Origin of the sequence: Priestia sp. FSL W8-0524, from assembly GCF_038005965.1 — a bacterium.
Classification (GTDB): Bacteria; Bacillota; Bacilli; order Bacillales; family Bacillaceae_H; genus Priestia; species Priestia zanthoxyli.
In genome coordinates this window covers 4,080,061-4,103,801 of record NZ_JBBOUG010000001.1, presented here as the reverse complement: position 1 = coordinate 4,103,801, position 23,741 = coordinate 4,080,061, and the positions used below count along the sequence as shown (strand labels likewise).

General features: G+C 40.1%; 21 protein-coding genes. 20 read left to right on the top strand and 1 reads right to left on the bottom strand.

The window, feature by feature from the left end; translation table 11 throughout:
• The first annotated feature begins 147 nt into the window (after positions 1–147).
• The 9 genes from NST66_RS21450 to NST66_RS21410 all read left to right on the top strand — a co-directional run bounded on the left by NST66_RS21450 (position 148) and on the right by NST66_RS21410 (position 10,195).
• Positions 148–2,184 carry a methylmalonyl-CoA mutase family protein gene (locus NST66_RS21450; RefSeq protein WP_033579717.1) on the top strand — a complete coding sequence of 679 codons (2,037 nt, stop codon included), beginning with the start codon at positions 148–150 and terminating at the stop codon, positions 2,182–2,184.
• Positions 2,177–4,327, top strand: coding sequence for a methylmalonyl-CoA mutase (gene scpA, locus NST66_RS21445; RefSeq protein ID WP_028411577.1), 2,151 nt, complete (start codon positions 2,177–2,179; stop codon positions 4,325–4,327). Before NST66_RS21450 ends, scpA begins: the two co-directional genes overlap by 8 nt.
• Positions 4,328–4,343: 16 nt before the next feature.
• Complete coding sequence (gene meaB, locus NST66_RS21440) at positions 4,344–5,339, top strand: methylmalonyl Co-A mutase-associated GTPase MeaB (RefSeq protein ID WP_033579718.1); 996 nt, start codon at positions 4,344–4,346, stop codon at positions 5,337–5,339.
• A 193-nt stretch (positions 5,340–5,532) separates the two neighbouring features.
• Positions 5,533–5,970, top strand: coding sequence for a BrxA/BrxB family bacilliredoxin (locus NST66_RS21435; protein ID WP_028411575.1), 438 nt, complete (start codon positions 5,533–5,535; stop codon positions 5,968–5,970).
• A 281-nt stretch (positions 5,971–6,251) separates the two neighbouring features.
• The gene (locus NST66_RS21430) at positions 6,252–7,055 is read left to right on the top strand and encodes a transporter substrate-binding domain-containing protein (protein ID WP_026106695.1); all 804 of its coding nucleotides are present in this window, start codon (positions 6,252–6,254) and stop codon (positions 7,053–7,055) included.
• 31 nt (positions 7,056–7,086) lie between these two features.
• The gene (locus tag NST66_RS21425; protein ID WP_013059114.1) at positions 7,087–7,746 is read left to right on the top strand and encodes an amino acid ABC transporter permease; all 660 of its coding nucleotides are present in this window, start codon (positions 7,087–7,089) and stop codon (positions 7,744–7,746) included.
• Positions 7,739–8,461, top strand: coding sequence for an amino acid ABC transporter ATP-binding protein (locus NST66_RS21420; RefSeq protein ID WP_028411574.1), 723 nt, complete (start codon positions 7,739–7,741; stop codon positions 8,459–8,461). The genes NST66_RS21425 and NST66_RS21420 overlap by 8 nt, the downstream gene beginning before the upstream one ends.
• Positions 8,462–8,621: 160 nt before the next feature.
• On the top strand, positions 8,622–9,572 hold the full coding sequence (locus NST66_RS21415; RefSeq protein WP_013059112.1) for an aromatic acid exporter family protein: 951 nt from the start codon (positions 8,622–8,624) through the stop codon (positions 9,570–9,572).
• A gap of 98 nt (positions 9,573–9,670) precedes the next feature.
• Complete coding sequence (locus tag NST66_RS21410) at positions 9,671–10,195, top strand: L,D-transpeptidase (RefSeq protein WP_014458269.1); 525 nt, start codon at positions 9,671–9,673, stop codon at positions 10,193–10,195.
• Positions 10,196–10,270: 75 nt separating this feature from the next.
• Here the strand turns inward: NST66_RS21410 and prli42 are convergent, their stop codons facing one another.
• A complete protein-coding gene (gene prli42 / locus NST66_RS21405) occupies positions 10,271–10,366 on the bottom strand; it encodes a stressosome-associated protein Prli42 (protein WP_149917156.1) in 96 nt (31 codons plus the stop codon).
• A 149-nt stretch (positions 10,367–10,515) separates the two neighbouring features.
• On the opposite strand from prli42, the gene mce reads away from it, so the two are divergent.
• The 11 genes from mce to NST66_RS21350 all read left to right on the top strand — a co-directional run bounded on the left by mce (position 10,516) and on the right by NST66_RS21350 (position 23,686).
• Complete coding sequence (gene mce / locus NST66_RS21400) at positions 10,516–10,941, top strand: methylmalonyl-CoA epimerase (protein ID WP_080754463.1); 426 nt, start codon at positions 10,516–10,518, stop codon at positions 10,939–10,941.
• A complete protein-coding gene (locus NST66_RS21395) occupies positions 10,934–12,484 on the top strand; it encodes an acyl-CoA carboxylase subunit beta (RefSeq protein WP_033579719.1) in 1,551 nt (516 codons plus the stop codon). The genes mce and NST66_RS21395 overlap by 8 nt, the downstream gene beginning before the upstream one ends.
• A gap of 25 nt (positions 12,485–12,509) precedes the next feature.
• Positions 12,510–13,628 (top strand): tripeptidase T, encoded by a 1,119-nt coding sequence (locus NST66_RS21390; RefSeq protein WP_013084962.1) that lies wholly within the window; start codon positions 12,510–12,512, stop codon positions 13,626–13,628.
• Between the two features lie 224 nt (positions 13,629–13,852).
• Positions 13,853–15,214, top strand: coding sequence for an NAD(P)-dependent oxidoreductase (locus NST66_RS21385; protein ID WP_034270985.1), 1,362 nt, complete (start codon positions 13,853–13,855; stop codon positions 15,212–15,214).
• Positions 15,215–15,235: 21 nt separating this feature from the next.
• On the top strand, positions 15,236–16,516 hold the full coding sequence (gene preA, locus NST66_RS21380) for an NAD-dependent dihydropyrimidine dehydrogenase subunit PreA (protein WP_028411570.1): 1,281 nt from the start codon (positions 15,236–15,238) through the stop codon (positions 16,514–16,516).
• Positions 16,517–16,535: 19 nt separating this feature from the next.
• On the top strand, positions 16,536–17,954 hold the full coding sequence (gene hydA / locus NST66_RS21375; protein WP_033579723.1) for a dihydropyrimidinase: 1,419 nt from the start codon (positions 16,536–16,538) through the stop codon (positions 17,952–17,954).
• A 33-nt stretch (positions 17,955–17,987) separates the two neighbouring features.
• Positions 17,988–18,200, top strand: coding sequence for a hypothetical protein (locus NST66_RS21370; RefSeq protein ID WP_049166188.1), 213 nt, complete (start codon positions 17,988–17,990; stop codon positions 18,198–18,200).
• Positions 18,201–18,595: 395 nt separating this feature from the next.
• Positions 18,596–18,787 carry a hypothetical protein gene (locus NST66_RS21365; RefSeq protein ID WP_013059103.1) on the top strand — a complete coding sequence of 64 codons (192 nt, stop codon included), beginning with the start codon at positions 18,596–18,598 and terminating at the stop codon, positions 18,785–18,787.
• 139 nt (positions 18,788–18,926) lie between these two features.
• Positions 18,927–20,558, top strand: coding sequence for a PucR family transcriptional regulator (locus tag NST66_RS21360; RefSeq protein WP_033579724.1), 1,632 nt, complete (start codon positions 18,927–18,929; stop codon positions 20,556–20,558).
• A 206-nt stretch (positions 20,559–20,764) separates the two neighbouring features.
• Entirely contained in the window at positions 20,765–22,234 is a 1,470-nt protein-coding gene (locus NST66_RS21355; protein ID WP_028411566.1) for a CoA-acylating methylmalonate-semialdehyde dehydrogenase, read from the top strand.
• 93 nt (positions 22,235–22,327) lie between these two features.
• Positions 22,328–23,686 (top strand): aspartate aminotransferase family protein, encoded by a 1,359-nt coding sequence (locus tag NST66_RS21350; RefSeq protein ID WP_165635155.1) that lies wholly within the window; start codon positions 22,328–22,330, stop codon positions 23,684–23,686.
• Positions 23,687–23,741: the final 55 nt, after the last annotated feature.

Below are 23,741 nucleotides of genomic sequence, written 5' to 3'. Positions count from 1 at the left end.
TGGAGCTTTCTCCATTTGCTTTTTTATTTTGAAGCAATGATTGAACAATTTGTAAAAGATGTATTAAAATAAAAGAAGAATCATCAAACTTCAAAGTGTAATCATCTAGGTCTAGCAGGCAGCTATTAACTGTAAAGGGGCATGGAAATGAAAACAAATACATTATCATTTCATGAATTTACACGTACACCTAAAGAAGATTGGGCACAGGAAGTTAGCAAAAACACCGCGCTCCGCTCAAAAGAAACGTTAGAAAACATCTTTTTGAAACCGCTTTATTTTGAAAGTGATACGGCACATTTAGACTACTTGCAGCAGAGTCCGGCGGGAATAGATTGTTTAAGAGGAGCCGGTAAAGAATCATACATACTAGGGGAATGGGAAATCACCCAAAAAATCGACTTACCTTCTATTAAAGAAAGCAATAAACTTCTTTTACACAGTTTGAGAAATGGACAAAATACGGCCGCTTTTACGTGCAGTGAAGCAATGAGGCAAGGAAAAGACGTTGATGAAGCAACTGAAGCTGAAGTAGCCTCAGGCGCTACAATTTCTACTTTAGAGGATGTTGCTCATTTGTTTCAGCATGTAGCTCTTGAAGCTGTGCCTTTATTTTTAAATACGGGATGTACATCCGTTCCACTTCTTTCGTTTCTAAAAGCATACTGTGTTGATCATAACTTTGATATGAGACAGCTAACAGGTACGGTTGGAATGGATCCGCTCGGCACTCTTGCTGAATACGGGAGAGTTCCACTTTCCACTCGAGATTTATACGATCATTTAGCTTACGCAACGCGTTTGGCTCACAGTAATGTTCCAGAGCTCAAAACGATCATTGTATCAAGCATTCCTTACCATAACAGCGGTGCAAACGCTGTTCAAGAACTAGCTTATATGCTTGCTACAGGAGTGCAGTATATTGATGAATGCATGAAACGCGGTCTGTCCTTACATCAAGTTTTACCTCACATGACCTTTTCTTTTTCAGTTAGCTCACATTTATTTATGGAAATATCAAAACTTCGTGCTTTTCGCATGCTTTGGGCAAATGTGGTTCGTGCTTTTGATGACACGGCCGTTTCAGTGCCGTTTATTCATACGGAAACGTCACGTCTTACACAGTCTAAAGAAGATATGTATACAAATGCATTAAGGAGCACGGTTCAAGCGTTTGCTTCTATTGTAGGAGGAGCGGATAGTCTGCATATTGAACCATATGATTCCGTTACATCCTCATCTTCTCAGTTCGCTCATCGCCTTTCCCGTAATACTCACTTAATTTTGCAGCACGAAACACATATATCAAAAGTAATGGATCCTGCCGGAGGCTCTTGGTACGTTGAAGCTTACACACATGAATTAATGACAAAAGCTTGGGAGTTATTTGGCAACATTGAAGACCACGGCGGAATGGAAGAAGCTTTAAAACAAGGGCGAATTCAAGATGAAGTTGAACAAATGAGAGTAAAAAGACAAGGAGATATAGAGTGCCGAATTGAGCGCTTGATCGGAGTCACACACTATGCTCCTAAGCAACACGCTGCATCTGAAGAGATAAAAAGCACTCTGTCTAAAAAAGAAGAAAGAAAAATGAATAAATACAGTGACCAGAACACTTCGGAATTTTTATCAAATCTTTCGCTAGAGGACTATACAAAGCTAGCATCTAAAGGGGTAACAGCAGGGTGGATGCTAAAACAAATGGCGAAGCAGTCACAGCCAGACAGTGTTGTGCCGCTCACTAAGTGGAGAGCAGCAGAGAAGTTTGAAAAAATACGGGTTTATACAAAGGGAATGAGCATTGGCATTATGGAGCTCGCCGATCCTAGCAGTCATAAAAAAGCTGAGATTGCCCGGTCTTTATTTGAAAGCGCAGGCTTTGCGTGTGAAACAATTAAAAACATAGATTCCTACGTCGAGATAGCAGATTGGATGAATGAACAAAAGCACGAAGCATATGTAATCTGTGGAAGTGATGAACTCGTGGAAAAGCTCTTAACAAAAGCGATGACTTATTTTGAGGAAGATTCCGTTTATGTGTACGTAGTAGGGGAAGAACACGTATCACGCAAAACGCAGTGGCAGCAAAAAGGTGTAATGAGCGTCATACATCCTAAGACAAATGTTATTCAATGCGTTAAGAAGTTATTATGTGCTTTGGAGGTAGAAGTTCATGTATAAAAAGCCTTCTTTTTCTAATATTCCATTATCATTTTCAAAGCAGCAAAGGGAAGATGACGTGACTCAAAGTTCATTCACTGCTTTTCAAACAAATGAACAAATTGAATTAAAATCATTATATACAAAAAAAGACAGAGATGACCTCGACTTTATTCACTTTGCACCTGGTATTCCACCGTTTGTGAGAGGACCGTATGCAACGATGTATGTGAATCGGCCTTGGACGATTAGACAGTATGCAGGATACTCAACGGCGGAGGAAAGCAATGCCTTTTACCGCCGAAACCTAGCTGCTGGACAGAAAGGGCTGTCTGTTGCTTTTGACCTAGCTACCCACCGCGGCTATGACTCTGATCATCCAAGAGTTGTTGGAGATGTAGGGAAAGCAGGAGTGGCAATTGATTCAATGATTGATATGAAGCAGCTGTTTGAAGGGATTCCGCTTGATCAAATGTCCGTGTCGATGACGATGAACGGGGCGGTTCTTCCTATTTTAGCTTTCTACATCGTAACAGCTGAAGAACAAGGAGTGAAAAAAGAAAAGCTGGCTGGAACGATTCAAAACGATATTTTAAAAGAATATATGGTGCGCAATACGTATATTTATCCTCCTGAAATGTCCATGCGAATCATTGCGGATATTTTTAAATATACAGCGGAGCATATGCCGAAATTTAACAGTATTAGTATATCAGGCTATCATATGCAAGAAGCAGGCGCTCCAGCAGACTTAGAGCTTGCTTATACGCTTGCAGATGGACTTGAATATGTACGAACCGGCTTGAAAGCAGGAATTTCAATTGACGCGTTTGCACCGAGACTATCCTTTTTCTGGGCAATTGGAATGAACTACTTTATGGAAGTAGCGAAAATGAGAGCGGGGAGGCTGCTGTGGGCAAAACTCATGAAACAGTTTGAGCCGGACAACCCTAAATCACTCGCTCTTAGAACGCATTCTCAAACGTCCGGATGGAGCTTAACCGAGCAGGATCCATTTAATAATGTTATTAGAACATGCGTCGAAGCTCTGGCTGCAGTGTCAGGACATACGCAATCGCTTCATACAAACGCACTGGATGAAGCGATTGCTCTTCCGACTGATTTTTCAGCTAGAATTGCTCGAAATACGCAGCTTTATTTGCAAAATGAAACGGAGATTTGTTCCGTCATTGACCCTTGGGGAGGCTCTTATTATGTGGAATCATTAACGAATGAATTAATGATAAAAGCGTGGAAGCACCTTGAAGAAATAGAACAGCTCGGCGGAATGACAAAAGCAATAGAAGCAGGCGTACCTAAAATGAAGATAGAAGAAGCTGCTGCGCGCAGACAAGCAAGAATAGACTCGCAGGTAGAAATTATTGTAGGTGTGAATCAGTTTCAGCCGGAGCAAGAAGAACCGCTTGATATTCTTGATATTGATAACACAGCAGTTCGAATGAAGCAGCTGGAAAAGCTAAAGAAAATACGCAGTGAACGTAACGAACAAGCGGTACTTGAAGCGCTTAATCGACTGACCACTTGTGCCAAAACAGGCGAAGGGAATCTCCTTGCTTTTGCGGTTGAAGCTGCAAGAGCTAGAGCTACACTAGGTGAAATTTCAGAAGCGATTGAGAAAGTGGCTGGAAGACATCAGGCTACTTCTAAGTCAGTCAGCGGGGTATACAGTGCGGAGTTTGCGCATCGAGATCAAATCGAAGAAGTTCGAAAGCTCACGGCTGAATTTTTAGAGGAAGAAGGAAGACGCCCAAGGATTTTAGTGGCGAAAATGGGGCAAGACGGTCATGACAGAGGATCAAAAGTGATTTCAACAGCCTTTGCTGACCTTGGATTTGATGTGGATATTGGCCCTTTATTTCAAACGCCTGAAGAGACAGCAAGGCAAGCTGTAGAAAACGACGTACATGTGATTGGGATAAGCTCTTTGGCAGCCGGGCATAAAACGTTACTGCCGCAGCTTGTTGATGAGTTAAAGAAATTAGAGCGCGACGATATCGTTGTTATTGTCGGAGGCGTTATTCCTAAACAAGACTACTCATTTCTTTTAGAGCACGGCGCTTCTGCAATCTTTGGACCTGGAACAGTAATCCCAAAAGCGGCCGTTTCCGTCTTACATGAAATAAAGAAACGGTTAGAAGAATAGTTGGTGAAGACAATTGGTGAAATTAAAAACGGTACAAGATTATAAACAAGGGCTGCTTGAAGGGAAAAGAACAGCGTTAGCTCAAGCCATTACTTTAATTGAAAGTAAAGCGCCGAAGCATAAAGCAATAGCACAACAGCTGATTAAAGAAATCTATCCCCATACGGGGCATTCAGTGCGCATTGGTTTTACTGGCGTACCAGGAGCAGGAAAAAGTACGCTGATTGACAAATTTGGATCGTATCTATGCAAAAATGGCCATTCCGTTGCAGTTTTAGCAGTCGATCCAAGCAGTACCTTGTCTGGAGGAAGTATTTTAGGAGATAAAACCAGAATGGAGCTGCTTGCCAAACAAGAGAACGCTTTTGTCCGTCCTTCACCTTCTCAAGGAACGCTTGGAGGTGTTCATCTTAAAACGAGAGAAGCCATTTTTCTTTGTGAAGCGGCTGGGTATAACATCATATTTGTCGAAACGATGGGTGTTGGCCAAGGTGAAATGATTGTAAAAGAGATGGTAGACTTCTTTGTTTTGCTTGCTTTAACCGGAGCAGGAGATGATTTGCAAGGAATTAAAAAAGGGCTGCTTGAATGGGTTAATTTAATTTGTGTAAATAAAGCAGACGGGGATAACCGGCTAAAAGCAGAAGTGACTGCAAAAGAATACAAAAGTGTCATCGGTTTTCTTCACGGTCATTCCGGAGGGTGGAAACCACAGGTCATCACAACTTCTGCTTATGAAGAAGCGTCGTTTCAACATTTATGGCAGATAATTTGTGACTATAAGGAATGGATGAATAAAAAAGATCTGTTTTATGCAGTAAGACAAAAGCAAATGAAGGCATGGTTACAAGCAAGTGTTAATGAATATTTACAAGAATCATTTTATGAACATCCTTTAGTTAAGCAAACATTAGGGGATGTTGAAAAACAAATGATGACCGGAGATGCCACAATGGCTGAAGCTCTCCAACACTTGATTAAAATCTATCAGCAGGCGATGAAAGAAATGTAAAAAAGGATCCTGCATTTTATGCGGATCCTTCTACACTAGGGAGTTAAGAGTATGGTTTTCTAGCTGTAAAAACAGTATCACCATTTCTTTTCTTGTTTAATCTTGATTACCAAGAAAAAATGAGTCAAAGCAATCGCCTTTTTAGTTTTCGTTTGCTATGATAAAGGATAGATAGCAAAAGGGAGGTATGAAAATGAATATCGATTTTAACTTGTTTATGAACGACGTTGTTCGTCAGGCCCGTAAAGAAATTACAGCTGCTGGTTATACAGAATTAACGACGGCTGAAGCGGTAGATGAAACGTTTAAACAGCCTGGCACAACGCTTGTAATGGTGAATTCAGTTTGCGGTTGTGCAGGAGGTATTGCAAGACCTGCTGCAGCGCACGCTGTACATTATGATAAACGTCCAACAAACTTGGTTACAGTATTTGCTGGGCAAGATAAAGAAGCAACTGCGCGTGCACGCGAATACTTTGAAGGTTATCCGCCTTCATCTCCATCTTTCGCTTTATTAAAAGACGGAAAAATTATCACAATGGTAGAGCGTCACGAAATTGAAGGCCATGAGCCAATGTCAGTTGTGATGAAGCTGCAAGAAGCGTTCGAACAGAACTGTGAAGAAGTGTAAGAGAGAAGCCGTTTTGAACGGCTTCTTTTTTTATGCATTTTTTTATCCGTCTGTATGCAGGCTTTCTAATGAGTGGAAAATGTTGAGAAAAGGTATTTTCAAATAGTGAAACTTATATTTAAAAAAGATATTGCATATTTATAATGTTGTGTTAAAATACATTTATATGAATATATATTTAAATTTCGACATTTACTTGCAATAGTAAAAAACTTATTTCATAATATTATTAATTTTTAAAAAATAATGTAAGGAATAAACTAGGGGGAACGAAGATGAAATTGAAAAAGTGGTTATCGGTAACGGCAATTGGTCTTTTAACAGCAGGCGTTTTAGCTGCATGCGGAGCAGGAGAAGGAACGTCTAATGGCGGAGCAAGCAGCGACGACAAAGATAAAAAAGTACTTGTAATGGGAACATCAGCAGATTACCCACCCTTTGAATATATTGATACGGCAAAAGGTGATAGTGAAGCAATCGGATTTGACGTAGATTTAGCAAAAACAATCGGTAAAAAGTTAGGCTATGACGTGCAGGTAAAGGATATGGAATTTGGCGGATTAATTCCAGCTTTACAATCTAATAAAGTCGATTTAGTTTTAGCCGGTATGACGCCAACTGAAAAGCGTAAAAAGAACGTGGACTTCTCAGACGTATACTATGAAGCAAAAAACATGATTGTATCGAAGAAAGATGCGCCAATTAAAAACGCAGAAGAACTAAAAGGAAAAACAGTCGGTGTACAAACTTCTTCTATTCAAGCAGACGAAGCAAAAGAAATTGCAAAAGAAGTTGACGGAGTAAATGTAACAACGCGTGACCGTATTCCAGAACTAATTCAAGAAATGAAATCAAATCGTATCGATGCAGCGATTATTGAAGATACAGTAGCTAAAGGGTATGTGAACAAAGACAAAAGCTTGCAAATGTCTGATACAGGACGTCCCGATTCAAGTAAAGGATCAGCAATCGCATTTCCTAAAGACAGCAAGCTAACGAATGACTTTAACCGTGAATTAAAGAAAATGAAAGAAAACGGTGAATTGGATAAATTAATCGTTAAGTGGTTTGACGACCAAAAATAAGAATGATAGTTAGAGAGGAATGGAACTAGGCATGAATTTGGATTTTTCGCAAATCGTGCCTTCTATGCCTTATATTTTAAAAGGGATAGGGGTAACGATACAGATAGTCCTAGCTTCAGCAATTTTAGGGTTTGTGCTGGGAGTTATTTTATCTTTATGTAAAATCAGCCGCAATAAACCTCTTCAATGGTTTGCGGATGCATATACGTCCGTGTTTCGCGGAACACCGCTTGTACTGCAATTATTATTAATATACTTTGGATTACCTCAGCTGCTCGGGTTTGATATTGCCCCGTTTCCAGCGGCCGTTGCTGCGTTCGGGCTAAACTCTGCAGCATATATATCTGAAATTATTCGCGCTGGTATTTTAGCTGTTGATAAAGGACAGCGTGAAGCGGCATTAGCGTTAGGAATTCCTTATCGCCGCATGATGGGACAAATTATTTTGCCACAGGCACTTAAAAATATTTTACCTGCTTTAATGAATGAGTTCATTACATTAACAAAGGAATCAGCTATCGTTACAGTTATTGGAGCACTCGACATTATGCGCCGTGCTTACATTGTAGGGGGAGAAAAATTCGCCTACCTTGAACCGTTAATTTTTGCAGGGTTGATTTATTATGTAATGGTAATGGGCTTAACGCTCCTTGGTAAAGCAGTCGAGAGGAGAATGAGAAAAGGTGATTAACGTTGAAAATTTACACAAATCATTTGGTAAGAATGACGTTTTAAAAGGTATTTCAACTACGATTAAGGAAAAAGAAGTCGTAGCTGTTATTGGCCCTTCTGGTTCTGGTAAATCTACTTTTTTACGCTGTATGAACCTGCTTGAAGAACCGACGAGCGGATTAGTTTCCATTAACGGTCAAGTGATTACAGATAAAAAAACAAACATTATGCGTGTGCGTGAAAATGTAGGAATGGTATTTCAGCATTTTCACTTGTTTCCACATATGACAGTGCTTGAAAATTTGACGTATGCTCCGATGACGGTAAAAGGCGTGTCAAGAGAAACGGCTGTTGCTAAAGGCAAAGAATTACTCCAAAAAGTTGGACTTGCTCAAAAAGCCAACGAGTTTCCAAGTCGCTTATCGGGCGGTCAAAAGCAGCGTGTAGCTATTGCAAGAGCATTGGCAATGGAGCCGAAAGTAATGCTGTTTGACGAACCAACATCAGCATTGGATCCAGAGATGGTAAAAGAAGTGCTAGATGTAATGAAGTCGCTAACAGAAACAGGAATGACGATGGTCATTGTAACGCATGAAATGGGATTTGCACGAGAAGTAGCGGATCGTGTGCTGTTTTTAGACGGCGGTGTGCTTGTTGAAGATGCGCCTCCGGCCGAATTTTTCTCAGCCCCTAAAAGCAAGCGTGCTAAAGATTTCTTAGAAAAGATTTTATAATAAAAAAAGTGCAGGAAGAGTACGATCTTTTCTGCACTTTTTTTATTGAAATTTATAAAGTACAGCAAGATTTAAGGTTGTGTTATTTTTCTATTCGTGTTAATAAAGAATAGAGTATTTTATCACACTAAAAAGAAACCAACATGTAGGAGTCTAGAAAATGAAATTTAAAATTGGGTACCGGACAATTAAAACAGCCGTCGGTACATCACTGGCTATTATTATAGCTCAGTTCTTTCACCTCGAGTTTTTTGTATCAGCTGGAATTATCACCATTTTGTGCATTCAAAATTCAAAGAAAAAATCGCTGCGAAGCGCAAGCGATCGTTTTATTGCTTGTTCTTTATCCATTCTGTTTTCGTTTATATTCTTTGAAGGGATTGCTTATCATCCACTTGTTATAGGACTGATGCTGCTTTTGTTTATTCCGGTTACGGTTATATTCAAAGTTAATGCAGGCATTGTTACAAGCTCCGTTATTTTGCTTCATATTTACTCCAAAGGCAATATGACGTGGGGAATCGTCTTTAATGAACTTGGCTTAATTGTAATTGGGATAGGGGTTGCCCTGCTTGTGAATTTATATATGCCAAGTTTAGATCAAGAGCTTCGCACGTATCAGCAAGAAATTGAAGAAAATTTCCGATCGATGTTAAAGGAAATTGCCCTGTATCTCAGAACCAATGACAGCAGCTGGGACGGTAAGGAAATTGCAGATACGGTAAAAATTTTAGAAAAAGCAAAAAGCCTTGCGTTTCGTGATGTAGAAAATCATTTTGTACGTGGGGAAAATTATTATTACCGCTATTTTAAAATTCGTGAAAAACAGCTTGAAATTATTGAGCGTACGCTTCCTCTCATTACCGCTATTGATTTGGTGGTAGAACAGCGCTACATGATTGCCGATTTCATTGAAGAATTAAGTCTATCCATCCACCCCGGTAATACAGCAAAATTATTTTTAGCCAAACTTCAGCATTTACGAGAAGCGTTTGCAGAGATGCCGCTTCCCAAAACGCGGGAAGAGTTTGAAGCGCGTGCCGATTTACTGCACGTAGTCAAAGAAATTGAACAATATTTGGTTATTAAACAAACCTTAAAAATAAGTTAAACAGCATGCATGTTGTGTATCTTGCTTACGAACACTAAATAAGACAAGAGATGTCTCTCTTGTCTTTTACTTAGGACTAACGTAAGGTGGTGGATTACGTGCATGTGTTTGCTTTTATCCTTTTACTACTATCTCCGGTTTGGCCATTAGGAGAAAATCCGTTGCCAAATGATCCTTATATTATTATTAATAAACAAAGCAATGAGCTTGCTTACATTCAAAATAAAGAAATTAAACAAATTATTAAAGTAGCAACGGGGAAAACAGTTAATCTGACGCCCGAAGGGGAGTTCACGGTAACAGTAAAAGCTGTTAATCCTTATTATCGGAGAAGTAACATTGAAGGAGGCGCTCCTCAAAATCCTCTAGGTGTAAGGTGGATTGGGTTTGATGCAAGAGAGACTGACGGACGTATTTATGGCATTCACGGTACAAATCAGCCGGATTCCATCGGTAAATATGTATCGAATGGCTGTATTCGCGTAGAAAATCGTGAAGTAAGCCATTTATACGATCAAGTCCCGTTAGGTACAAAAGTATGGATTGTATCTACAGATCAATCTTTTGAAGAGTTAGCCGCTCAAAAAGGCATTGTGAATATACAGCAAAAGACTGGTGACTAGTCACCAGTCTTTTTTATATGTTTGCATTGCACAAAGAAACAGCAGTGCATCTATGTTTTTAGTCATCAGTCTCGATTAAAACCACATCGCAAGTCCCGCTAGAAGCGTAGATATTAACATGACAAGAAGCATTAAAAACACAATGGTTTTTTGGATTTTCTTATTAGACATACAACCAAAGTCCTCCTACACGTTTTTTTCTTATTTTACATGTCTTCCGCTGCTTAGACAAGCAACTTTCTGTACATACGCGAGCAGGAGATTTCTTTTGTTTTCAAGAATATGTGTAAATGAAAACGCTTTTTTAAAGAGGTGAGAAAGTGATAAAAGGAATTGATCACATAGGAGTAGCTGTAAAATCAATTGAAGGCAGCCTCCCTTTTTACGAAAAGGTATTAGGACTGTCTCTATTAAAAGTAGAAAAAGTAGAAGAACAAGGAGTAAAAGTGGCTTTTATTCAGTGCGGCAACGTAAAAATTGAATTATTAGAGCCGCTCTTTGAAGACAGTGCAGTCGGTGCGTTCATCAAAAAGAGAGGTGAAGGTCTTCACCATGTTGCTTTAGGTGTACGTACGATTGAAGAACGGATTAACGAGTTAAAAGAAAAAGGTGTACAAATGATTGACGATGTTCCGCGAAAAGGCGCAGGGGAAGCATCCATTGCTTTTTTGCATCCTAAGTCAGCAAACGGTGTTCTTTATGAGCTCTGTGAAAAAACACTAGAGGAGGAGAAGAAGCATGGTTGACATTTATGATAAATTAAATGAATTGTACGATAAGCGCCGGAAAATCGAGTTAGGCGGTGGAGACGAAAAAATTGAAAAACAGCACCATAAAGGGAAGCTAACGGCACGTGAACGAATCGAAATTCTTTTGGATGAACATACATTTGTCGAGTTAAATCCGTTTATTGAGCATCGGTGTGCTGACTTCAGTATGAATAATCAAGTAGGACCAGGAGACGGGGTAGTAACAGGCTACGGCAAGATAAACGGTCGCTCAGTCTATTTGTTTTCGCAAGATTTTACGGTATTTGGAGGCGCGTTAGGTGAGATGCATGCTAAAAAAATTGCGCACGTAATGGATTTAGCGGCTAAAACAGGCGTGCCGTTTATTGGTTTAAATGACTCAGGCGGGGCTCGTATTCAAGAGGGCGTCATGTCTCTTGATGGATACGGTCATATTTTTTATCGAAACGCCATTTATTCAGGTGTTATGCCTCAAATATCTGTTATTATGGGTCCTTGTGCAGGCGGAGCCGTGTACTCACCGGCGATTACGGACTTTGTTTTTATGGTAGAAGAAACAAGTCAAATGTTCATTACCGGACCAAAAGTAATTGAAACCGTAACGGGGGAAAGCATTTCCTCTGAAAATCTTGGAGGAGCAGCTGTTCATAACGAAATTAGCGGTAACGCCCATTTCAGAGGTTCAACAGAACAAGAGGTACTAGAACAAGTACGAACGCTCTTAAGCTATCTTCCGCAGTCTAGTCAAGAGCAGCCTCCTTTAGCTTCAGAGGCACAGAGTGATCATTACCGTCCGGATTTATTAGACGTTGTCCCGTTTGATGCCGTGCGTCCTTACGATGTGCGTCAAGTCATTCACCAAGTAGTGGACGAGCACTCCTTTTTTGAAGTGCAAAAAGACTTTGCCAGAAATATTGTCATTGGTTTTGCCCGCATAGATGGAAAAGTTGTCGGACTTGTGTGTAACCAGCCTAAAGTAATGGCAGGCAGTTTAGATATTAACTCCTCAGATAAAGCAGCAAGGTTTATTCGGTTTTGCGATTCATTTAATATCCCACTTATTACATTTGAAGATGTTACAGGTTTTTTCCCAGGTATCAAGCAGGAACATGGCGGAATTATACGACATGGTGCTAAAATTTTATATGCATACTCCGAAGCTACCGTTCCGAAAATCACGGTGATCTTGCGAAAGGCGTACGGAGGTGCGTATGTAGCTTTAAATAGTAAATCGATTGGAGCCGACCTTGTGTATTCGTGGCCGAATGCAGAAATTGCTGTTATGGGTCCTCAAGGTGCTGCAAATATTATCTTTGCAAACGACATTCGAGGTAGCGAAAACCCAGATGAAACAAGACACGAAAAAATTGAGCAGTATCGCGAGAAATTTGCTAATCCTTACGTAGCGGCAAGCGCTGGAATGGTCGATGATGTGATTGATCCTCGGGAAACACGAATAAAATTAATACAAGCGCTTGAAATGTTGCACAATAAAAAGGAAGAGCGTCCAGCAAAGAAACATGGTAACATACCATTGTAGGTTATTTTTGGAGGGATTACATATTATGATTAATGAACAACGAATCGTTGATTTATTTATTGAATTAGTACAAGTAGACTCAGAAACAAAGCATGAAGAAAAAATCGCTGTTGTACTAAAAGAAAAATTTACCGCATTAGGCGTCGAAGTAGTAGAAGATGATGCCAAAGAAAAAACAGGCCACGGAGCCAACAACTTAATCTGCACACTGCCAGCTACAAAAGAAGGCGTAGACACAATCTACTTTACTTCTCATATGGATACAGTCGTACCTGGAAATGGTATTAAACCATCTATTGAAGATGGCTATATTAAAAGTGACGGCACGACAATTCTTGGAGCGGATGATAAAGCAGGCTTAGCAGCAATGCTAGAAGCAATCACCGTATTAAAAGAAGAAAACATCGCGCACGGCAAAATTGAATTTATTATTACAGTAGGAGAAGAATCTGGCTTAGTGGGTGCTAAAGCTCTTGATTCTAGTCTCGTAACGGCAAAATTCGGCTATGCTTTAGATAGCGATGGCAAAGTGGGAGACATTATTGTTGCTGCGCCGACGCAAGCAAAAGTAAATGCAACAATTTATGGAAAAACAGCTCATGCGGGTGTAGCTCCTGAACGAGGCGTTTCTGCTATTACGATTGCTTCAAGAGCCATTTCTAAAATGCCGCTTGGACGTATTGATGAAGAGACTACAGCGAATATTGGACGTTTTGAAGGTGGAACGCAAACGAATATCGTGTGTGACCGCGTCGATATTTTAGCAGAAGCTCGTTCATTAATTCCAGAAAAAATGGAAGCACAAGTAGCGAAAATGAAAGAAGCGTTTGAAACAGCTGCACAAGAAATGGGCGGACGTGCAGAAGTTGATATTAAAGTGATGTATCCAGGCTTTAAATTTGGCGATGGAGATCATGTTGTCGAAGTTGCTAAAAAAGCCGTGGCTAATATCGATCGTCCTTCACGCCTGCTTCAAAGCGGAGGCGGAAGCGATGCAAATGTAATCGCAGGCTTTGATATCCCAACAGTAAATTTAGCAGTTGGTTATGAAGACATTCATACAACCAATGAAAAAATTCCGGTAGAAGAACTGGTGAAGACATCTGAACTAGTAGTGTCGATTATTAAAGAAGTAGCAAAATAATAGTTGAAGCCTTGCTTTTATATAAAAGCAAGGCTTTTTACATAGTGAATAGTAAATAGTCTGAATTTTTTAACATAATGTATAATGAAGAAAAGACGGTCGTTTTGTACAATAAAGTTAGTAATACATTTTACAAAGTAGAAGTTGAAAATAACGTATATAAAAAATATGTAAGCGCTTTCAATTTAAGTTTTATCAACAGATATTCTTGGGAGGTTGATGCAATGCGATCACCGGAAAGTTTGCAGTCCATCATTCAAAACTTTAATGAAGTAGAAAAAGGGTTGTCCAATAGAGAAGCAGTCGAAGAATCTAATCGATGTTTGTACTGTTATGATGCACCCTGTATTCAGGCATGCCCTACAGGAATTGACATCCCGACGTTTATTAAAAAAATTGCATCGGGCAATTTAAAGGGCTCTGCCGAAACGATTATGTCTTCGAATCCAGTAGGAGCAAGCTGTTCGAGAGTCTGTCCAACCGATGAACTATGTGAAGGAGCGTGTGTGCTAAACCATTCAACCAAACCAATTATGATTGGAGATTTGCAGCGCTACGCAACGGATTGGGCTATTCAAAATGAACAGGTGCTGTTTGAGAAAGGAAAAGCCAACGGCAAAAAGGTAGCGATTGTTGGGGGAGGTCCGGCTGGTCTCTCTGCAGCAAGAGAACTGGCCCGATTCGGGTACGACGTAACCATTTTTGAAGCGGAAAAACAAGCAGGAGGGTTAAATACATATGGAATCGTGTCGTTCCGTCTTCCTCAAGCGATTTCATTCTGGGAAGTTGAACAAGTAAAAAGCTTAGATGTAAAAATTAAAACAAACGTAAGAATTGGAGAAGATATTCTTCCAAGCGAATTACTGCAGTCATATGACGCGGTTGTATTAGCTATTGGTATGAGTAAGGTGCCTTCTCTACATGTTGAAGGTGAAGAGCTAGACGGTGTGTATGATGCGATTGATTTTGTGAAAAAAACGAAGTCAAAAGCGCTATCAACAGAATTTGTTGGTAAGCGTGTAGCCGTCATTGGAGCGGGAAATACTGCGATTGATGGTGCTACGTGTTCCGTGCGCTTGGGGGCTGAAAATGTTCAAATTTTATACCGTCGTACACGAGAAGAAATGACGGCTTATGATTTTGAATTTGAATTTGCGAAACAAGATGGTGTTGAATTCCGCTGGTTAACGGCTCCTATACGAATTATTGGAGATGAAAATGGTAAGGTGAGCGGGATTGAATGTGTAAAAATGACCCTAACAGATCCAGATGCAGACGGCCGCAGGAAGCCTGTTCCTGTTGAAGGTTCAACGTTTACGATTCCAGTCGATGCTGTTGTTAAAGCAATTGGTCAAGAACGTTACCTGTCTTTGATTCAACAATTCCAGCTGAACCATGAAGACGGAGTTGTCTTAATCAATCAAGAGACGTTCCAAACATCAAATCCAAAAGTATTTGCTTGTGGAGACGTTATTTTTGGTAAAGGACAAGGAGAAGCAATGGTTGTGACCGCTGCTCAGCAAGGAAAACAAACGGCGTTAAATATTCATATGCAGTTAACAAAAGAAACAATGGAAACAGCTTAAAATCAGGAGGAGGAGAAATCTATGGCAGATTTAACAACAAATTTAGCAGGTATTCAATCACCAAATCCGTTTTGGCTGGCATCCGCACCGCCAACCAATTCAGGTTATCAAGTGCAGCGTGCATTTGAAGCAGGATGGGGAGGCGCAGTTTGGAAAACGCTTGGTGATCCGATTTTAAATGTTTCCTCTCGATTTGCTGCCGTTGGCTTCAACGGTCAGCGCGTAGCCGGCTTTAACAATATTGAGCTAATCACCGATCGTCCGCTTGAAGTTAATTTGAAGGAAATCTATGAAACGAAAAAGAAGTTTCCTAACCACGCAATTATTGCCTCTCTTATGGTAGAGCCTCAGCAAGAAAAATGGCATGAGATTGTCAAAAAAGTAGAAGATGTAGGAGTAGATGGATTAGAGCTGAACTTTGGCTGTCCGCATGGAATGGCAGAACGAGGGATGGGTGCTGCCTCTGGGCAAGTCCCTGATTTAGTTGAAAAACAAACGTATTGGGCTAAAGAAGTAGCCCAAACGCCGGTCATTGTTAAGCTAACCCCAAATATCACAGATATTACCGTTACAGCAGAAGCAGCGGTTCGAGGTGGTGCCGACGCTGTTAGTATGATTAACACCATTAATAGTTTAGCAGGAGTAGACATTCATTCATGGAATACAATTCCACACGTAGCGGGAAAAGGCGCTCACGGAGGCTATTGCGGCCCGGCTGTTAAGCCGATTGCATTAAACATGGTTGCTGAATGTGCAAGAAGTCCGTTTATTAACGTTCCAATATCTGGTATGGGAGGCGTTTCGAACTGGCAAGAAGCAGTGGAATTTATGCTCATGGGTGCTACAGGTGTGCAAGTATGTACAGCTGCTATGCATCACGGATTCCGCATTGTAGAGGATATGATTCAAGGTCTCAACTATTACTTGGATGAAAGAGGAATCGAAAAAGTAAGCGATATTGTAGGGAAAGCCGTTTCAAAATATTCCGACTGGGGCAACTTAGATCTCAATTATAAAGTAGTGGCTCGCATCGACCCTGATACGTGTATTAACTGCAATAAGTGTCATATTTCTTGTGAAGATACTTCTCACCAATGTATTGATATGTTGAAAGATCCTTCAGGGAAACCTTATTTAAAAGTACGAGAAGAAGATTGTGTAGGCTGTAATTTATGTTCGATTGTATGTCCTGTGGACGGAGCTATATCTATGGTTGAATTACCAAATGAACAACCGCCAATGACGTGGAATGAACGCCAAGCTGCTTTACAAGCGACGGCTGCACAGCGATTGGACGTATAAATACAAAGGGGATGAAGAAATGAAGAAAATCGTTAAAAATGGTGTCATAGTCACAGCAACAGATACGTATAAAGCCGATATTTTAATTGAAAATGGAGTGATTTCGGCAATTGGCTCAGCTTTTGAAGAACAGGGATGCGAAGTGATTGATGCAAAAGGCAACTATGTATTCCCAGGAGGCATCGATCCCCATACTCATTTGGATATGCCGTTTGGAGGGACCGTTACAAAAGACGACTTTGAAACAGGTACAAGAGCAGCAGCTTTTGGAGGTACGACAACTGTTATTGATTTTTGCTTAACCAATAAAGGCGAACCGCTCCAAAAAGCGATCGGCACATGGCATGAAAAATCAAAAGGAAAAGCGGCTATCGATTACAGCTTTCATCTAATGATTGGAGAAATCACGGAAGATGTATTAAATGAGCTTCCTACGATTATTGAAAAAGAAGGAATTACTTCTTTTAAAGTGTTCATGGCCTATAAAAATGTTTTTCAAGCAGACGATGCTACCCTTTACCAAACGCTAGTGCAAGCTAAAAAACTAGGGGCGCTTGTGATGGTACATGCTGAAAATGGAGATGTTATTGAGTATTTAACGGCAAAAGCGCTGGAGCAAGGACAAACTGATCCTATCTATCATGCACTCACTCGTCCTCCGGAAATAGAAGGAGAAGCTACGGGAAGAGCCGCAGTGCTAACCGAGCTTGCTGACTCACAGCTCTATGTTGTTCACGTATCTTGCGCTGAAGCAGTTAAAAAGATTGCTGAAGCAAGGGAAAAAGGCGTAAATATCTGGGGCGAAACGTGTCCGCAGTATTTGACGCTTGACCAAACCTATTTAGAGAAACCGGATTTTGAAGGAGCAAAATACGTATGGTCGCCGCCTTTACGTGAAAAATGGAACCAAGATGTTTTGTGGAATGCCCTGCGTAATGGCGACTTGCAAACGATTGGATCAGATCAGTGCTCGTTTGATTTTAACGGTCAAAAAGACCTAGGAAAAGGAGATTTTACAAAGATTCCAAACGGAGGACCTATTATCGAGGATCGCATGAGCCTTTTATTTTCAGAAGGAGTAGTGAAAAACCGAATTAATATCAATCAGTTTGTGGATATAACGTCAACAAAAATCGCGAAGCTGTTCGGACTGTATCCGAAAAAAGGAACGATAGCAGTTGGTGCAGACGCGGATCTGCTTATATTTGACCCTTCTGTTGAACGTGCGATTTCAGCTAAAACGCATCATATGGCAGTTGATTATAGCGCATTTGAGGGAATGAAAGTTACAGGTGAGCCGGTTTCAGTGCTTTGCCGAGGAGAATTTGTCGTAAAAGATAAGCAGTTTGTCGGTCAAAAAGGCTATGGACAGTATACAAAAAGAGCAAAGTTTAATGAGTTAAACACGGCTAACGAAGCTGAAAAATTAACGTTATAAAAACAGATGCCAAAATAGATTGGAGGCAGGGGAATGTCAAGTTACCATGAATATATGGCAGAGCGGGAAAAGATTGATTTTTTGCTGCAAAAAGGATTTAAAATAACGGCTGTAACAGAGAATCTAAGCGGGGCGTTTGTGACGTTTGAACACATCGAAAAGAATCAAACCGAACAAGAAACGCTTCATATATTGACGGCGGATGCTAGAAAGTATTTTTCATCCTTACTGATTCAACAAGTATAAAAACGAAGGCTGAGACAAAATTATTTTAGCTGAAGGAAGATCCGAACGATGAATCGTTCGGATTTTTTTATTGGTAGGGTGAACGTAGGTTTCACGTATGCAGGAGCTCCTAGATGTTGATGGAAGTAATTTAGTTATGTCTCAATCCCTTTCTTTGTTTACTAAGACCTATAAGTTTTTTACTATATTGGCTGACAAAAGTGATCCGTTTTTGTGTTTTTTTCGTTTTGGATGTGAAACAAAATAACTAGATATTATCCATTGACTGTATTACAGTTGTTACATTTCGTTTACATCGAAAGAGAAAAGGTTTAGTTATCTAGTAAATTGTAGTAAATATTATAGTAGAACGTTTTCACAATAAATCTATTAAATATAAAAAGGGTGTGACACGGATGGATCAAGCTACGCAGTGTATGACACAAGAAGAAACAAAAATTATTGATAAATTAAAAATGGAAATGTTAAATGCAGTGTCACTACAAGATTTGCGTTTTTATAAAAAAGAAATTCACCGAATTAAAGAACAAGCGGTTAAGCGCCACGGTTTTTTTAATAAATTACAGCAAACGGCTCAGAAGCTGTAACGATCCATTATCGTTACAGCTTTTTTCGTTTCTTTTATTAAATATTTTATTTCTTCTAAATATTTAATATAATGTAAGAAGATATAGCTTTTGTTCTACACATATGCGAAATACGCGTTAATGATCCAGGAGACATGATGTGAAATTCGCTAGGGGCGGTGTTGACTTGAAATCATATTTAACAGTAACAGAGATTTTAACAAGGAAACATTTTGTAAACTGTGAAGTAATAGCTGGAGAGAAAGGGCTTACTAATTCTGTGAAGTGGGTGCACGTGATGGAAGTGACGCGCATTAATGAGCTGCTAAAAGGAAACGAGCTCATTTTATCAACAGGGGTAGGCTGGGGAGAAGATCCTCAATCTTGTTTATCATTTCTTCAGCAATTAATTTCTTGTAAGGCATCAGGACTGTGTATTGAACTTGGCACTTATACTTCTAAGATTCCGCAAATTGTCATTGATAAAGCGAACGAATGTGATTTTCCGATTATTTTATTTCACGAAGAAGTTCCGTTCGTTGAAATTACGCAAGATGTTCACTCACTTTTAATTAATCAGCATTATCAAATGATTTCCGATTTAGAACAGTATTCTCATCGGCTAAATCAGCTGCTGTTAACAGTTAATGACCCGGCCGTTATCTTACAGTGTTTATATGAATCTACGGGGCTTCTTGTCGGCCTTAAAGTTTCAAATGAATTATTTACCTTTGCTCCGGAGATGGACTTACTCAAACAGCAGCTTCTACTTCATTATATAAGCAGGGAAAATGAGAGTCCGCATTTTACTGAGCAGCCTATTCATTTATTAGGACAAGATTATGCTCAGCTGTATGTCGCCTCTATAAATGAAGCGTTAACAGAACTTGAAGTGCTCACCGTTGACCGGACGGCAACTGCACTTGCTCAGCATTTTTTGAAGGACTTGTATGTCGAAGAGAAAAAAAGAGTAGATGAAACTGAATGGATGACGAAATGGATGAACGGAGAGCTAACTCTTGAACAAATAAAAGATTCTATGCACGAGGTGTGTTCAGATTCTCCTATTCGCGGGGGTATCGTTGTTTGCTGTAAGTGGCAAAGACGGGAAAAGTTTGATCGAACGTATTTTAAGCTGATCTTACGAAGCATCTTTGAACAAGAAGGCTTTCACTTATTAGTCTCCGAGCGAAATCGCGAAGTGTTATTTATTCTTTTGAACAAACGAATGGTTAGCACGTGGAGAGAGAGATTAGAAAGCAGCCTTCACCGCTGGATGAATCAATACGAATCGGATGAAAACTCAAAGCGGAACGCTATTAGCTTTATCGGAATTGGCCAATACTGTGAACAGCTTGACTGTATGCATAAAAGCTATGAAACGGCTAAAGAAACGATTTCGATTCAAGAAATGCTGCAAAAACAAACCATTATTCATTTTTATGATGATTTGCATATGTACCGAATTATTTCGCTTTTACATCAGCATGAAGACTTACAGGAAGTGGTGTTTGAATATCTGCAGCCCGTTATTACATATGATGAAACGTACAATGCAAAACTCATGGAAACATTAAAAATTTATTTAGCATGCAACGGATCTAAACAAGAGACGGCTAAGCGTTTATACATTGTGCGGCAAACGCTGTATCACCGCATTGAAAAACTAGAAAAGCTGCTGGGTGAAGATTTTATGGAGCCGGAAAAACGATTGGCGATTGAATTTATGATTATGGCATATGAATATTTGTTTATGATGAAAAAGTCGCGTGCGGAATTTATAAACGGATAAGTAAGCAGCTGGAAACAGCTGTTTTTTATGTTGAGGATGATTTTACTATATGTTCATTTTAGTTCATGCTTTCTCCGAGTTCACTGCGCAAAATGTGAAACGAGAATCTGGAGTTGTTTCACATTTTGTCTAATGCAACCATCATTTATTTATTCAATAATAAAGGTAGATTTGTCATTTCTTATTTTTCGAGGAGGCCAAGCGATATGTCAGTTGTGAATAATGATACGCAAGTTTTAAAAAATTACGTGGGCGGAAAATGGGTTGATACGGCAGGGCAAAAATTTGGAGAGGTAATTAATCCATCGACGGGCGAAGTAATTGCAAAAGTACCGCTTTCTACAAAAGAAGACGTAGCCAATGCGGTGGAAACAGCGCAAAAAACATTTGAAACATGGCGTAACGTTCCTGCTCCAAAACGAGCAAGATTAATGTTTGCGTTTCAGCATTTACTAGTTAAGCATCACGAAGAGTTAGCGAAATTAGTTGTACAAGAAAACGGCAAGGCTTTTAAAGAAGCTTACGGTGAGGTACAGCGCGGTATTGAATGCGTGGAGTTTGCTGCGGGTGCTCCTACTTTATTAATGGGAGAATCATTAAATAACATAGCGGAAGAAATTGATTCTGAAATGTTCCGTTTCCCACTTGGTGTTGTCGGAGGCATCACACCTTTTAATTTTCCGATGATGGTACCTCTTTGGATGTTCCCTCTTGCCATTGTATGTGGAAATACGTTTGTATTAAAACCGTCTGAGCGAACGCCGCTTTTAGCAACGCGACTTGCTGAACTTTTTACAGAAGCAGGAGCACCGGATGGATTATTAAATATTGTACACGGGGCACATGATGTCGTGAATGGATTAATAGAGCACGAAAAAGTTAAAGCGATTTCATTCGTCGGATCGCAGCCGGTAGCAAAGTATGTTTATGAACAAGCTGCAGCTCAAGGGAAACGAGTTCAGGCTTTATCCGGAGCTAAAAACCATCATGTTGTGATGCCAGACTGCGATATGGATAAAGCGGTATCCCATATTATCAGCTCGGCTTATGGAAGTGCCGGCCAGCGATGCATGGCTTGCAGCGCCGTGGTCGTAGTTGGTGAAAAAGGAGATGAATTCGTCGCAAAATTAAAGCAAAAAGCAGATGAATTAATTATGGGAAGCGGATTTGATGATGAAGTGCTTCTAACGCCTGTGATTCGAAAAGAGCACCGTGATAAGGTGCTGGATTATATTGAACTTGGCATGAAAGAAGGGGCGGAACTCATTCGTGACGGACGTAAAGAAATGGATGAACATGCAGAAGGAAATTTCTTAGGAGCAACCATTTTTGACCGCGTAACTCCTGATATGACCATTGCTAAAGAAGAGATTTTTGCACCTGTACTAAGCTTGCTTCGCGCTGACACATTAGATGAAGCACTTCGCTATATGGAAAAATCTCGTTTTGGAAATGGAGCAACGATTTATACAAAAGATGCAAAAGCGGTGCGTCAATTTAGAGAAGAAGCAGATGCGGGTATGCTCGGCATTAACGTAGGAGTACCTGCTACGATGGCCTTCTTCCCATTCTCCGGCTGGAAAGACTCTTTTTACGGAGATTTGCATGTAAACGGCAAAGACGGTTTGAACTTCTTTACACGTAAAAAGATGGTTACATCACGCTTTGACTTTTAACATATAGATGAATATAGCAAGTGGCTTCGGCATTTTGTCGAAGTCTTTTCATACAGAAAAAAATACCGCGCTAGCGATTTGGGAGTGGATAAGATGGTACAGGTCAGTCAAAATGAAAAAGATCTGCGTGCAAAAGATGAGCAGTATGTATGGCATGGAATGAAACCATACAGTCCGGATGCAACGATGGTAGCTACAAAAGCAAAAGGTGCTTGGATTACAGATGAACAAGGAAATCGCTATTTAGATGCAATGGCAGGGCTTTGGTGTGTAAATACCGGGTATGGACGGGATGAGTTAGCGCTTGCAGCTTACGAGCAGCTAAAAGAACTGGCTTATTTTCCGCTCACTCAATCTCACGTACCTGCTATCAAACTAGCAGAGAAGCTAAATGAAATGCTAGGTGATGATTATGTTATCTTCTTTTCAAATAGCGGATCTGAAGCAAATGAAACGGCTTTTAAAATTGTGCGTCAATACCATCAGCAAAAAGGAGAGCATTCTCGCTACAAATTTATTTCGCGTTACCGAGGGTATCACGGGAATTCAATGGGCGCACTAGCAGCAACGGGCCAAGCTCAGCGTAAATATAAATATGAACCGCTTGCTCCTGGCTTTATTCACGTTGCTCCGCCTGATTCATACCGAGGGCAAGATGACTACCATGCGCCAAAAGAAGAGCTTCAATCTGTAAAAGATATTGACAATGTCATGACGTGGGAGCTAAGCGAAACGATTGCCGCTGTTATTATGGAGCCAATTATTACAGGTGGAGGAATTCTTTTACCGCCTCAAAATTATATGAAAGGCGTAAAAGAAACGTGTGAAAAACACGGTGCACTTCTAATTGTAGATGAAGTTATTTGCGGCTTTGGACGTACAGGAGAAGCCTTTGGTTTTATGAACTATGATGTAAAACCAGATATCATTACCATGGCAAAAGGAATTACAAGCGCATATCTTCCGCTCTCGGCAACTGCTGTTAAAAAAGAAATCTATGAAGCGTTCAAAGATAGCGATCAGTACGAGTATTTTCGCCACGTTAATACATTTGGAGGAAGCCCGGCTGCGTGTGCACTGGCATTAAAGAATTTAGAAATTATGGAAAGAGAAAATCTGTTTGATCGTTCTAAACAGCTCGGGGCTTACGTATTAAGTGAGCTAACGTCGCTTATTGATAGCCACCCATACGTTGGAGATGTAAGAGGTAAAGGGCTTTTAATCGGAATTGAACTTGTAGCTGATAAGCAAACGAAGGAACCGCTAGACGTTAATCTTGTAAATGAAGTGATTGCTAAATGTAAAAGCAAAGGAGTCATTATTGGGAAAAATGGAGCAACGGTAGCCGGCTATAATAATGTTCTCACGCTCTCGCCGCCGCTCAACATTGAGGAAAGTGATATTGAGCTGTTATTAGCTACTATTACGTATGCGCTTGACAGCATCAAATAGGTAAGTTTGCAAAAAGCCTGTATAATATACTTACAGGCTTTTTGTGCGTGTGAAG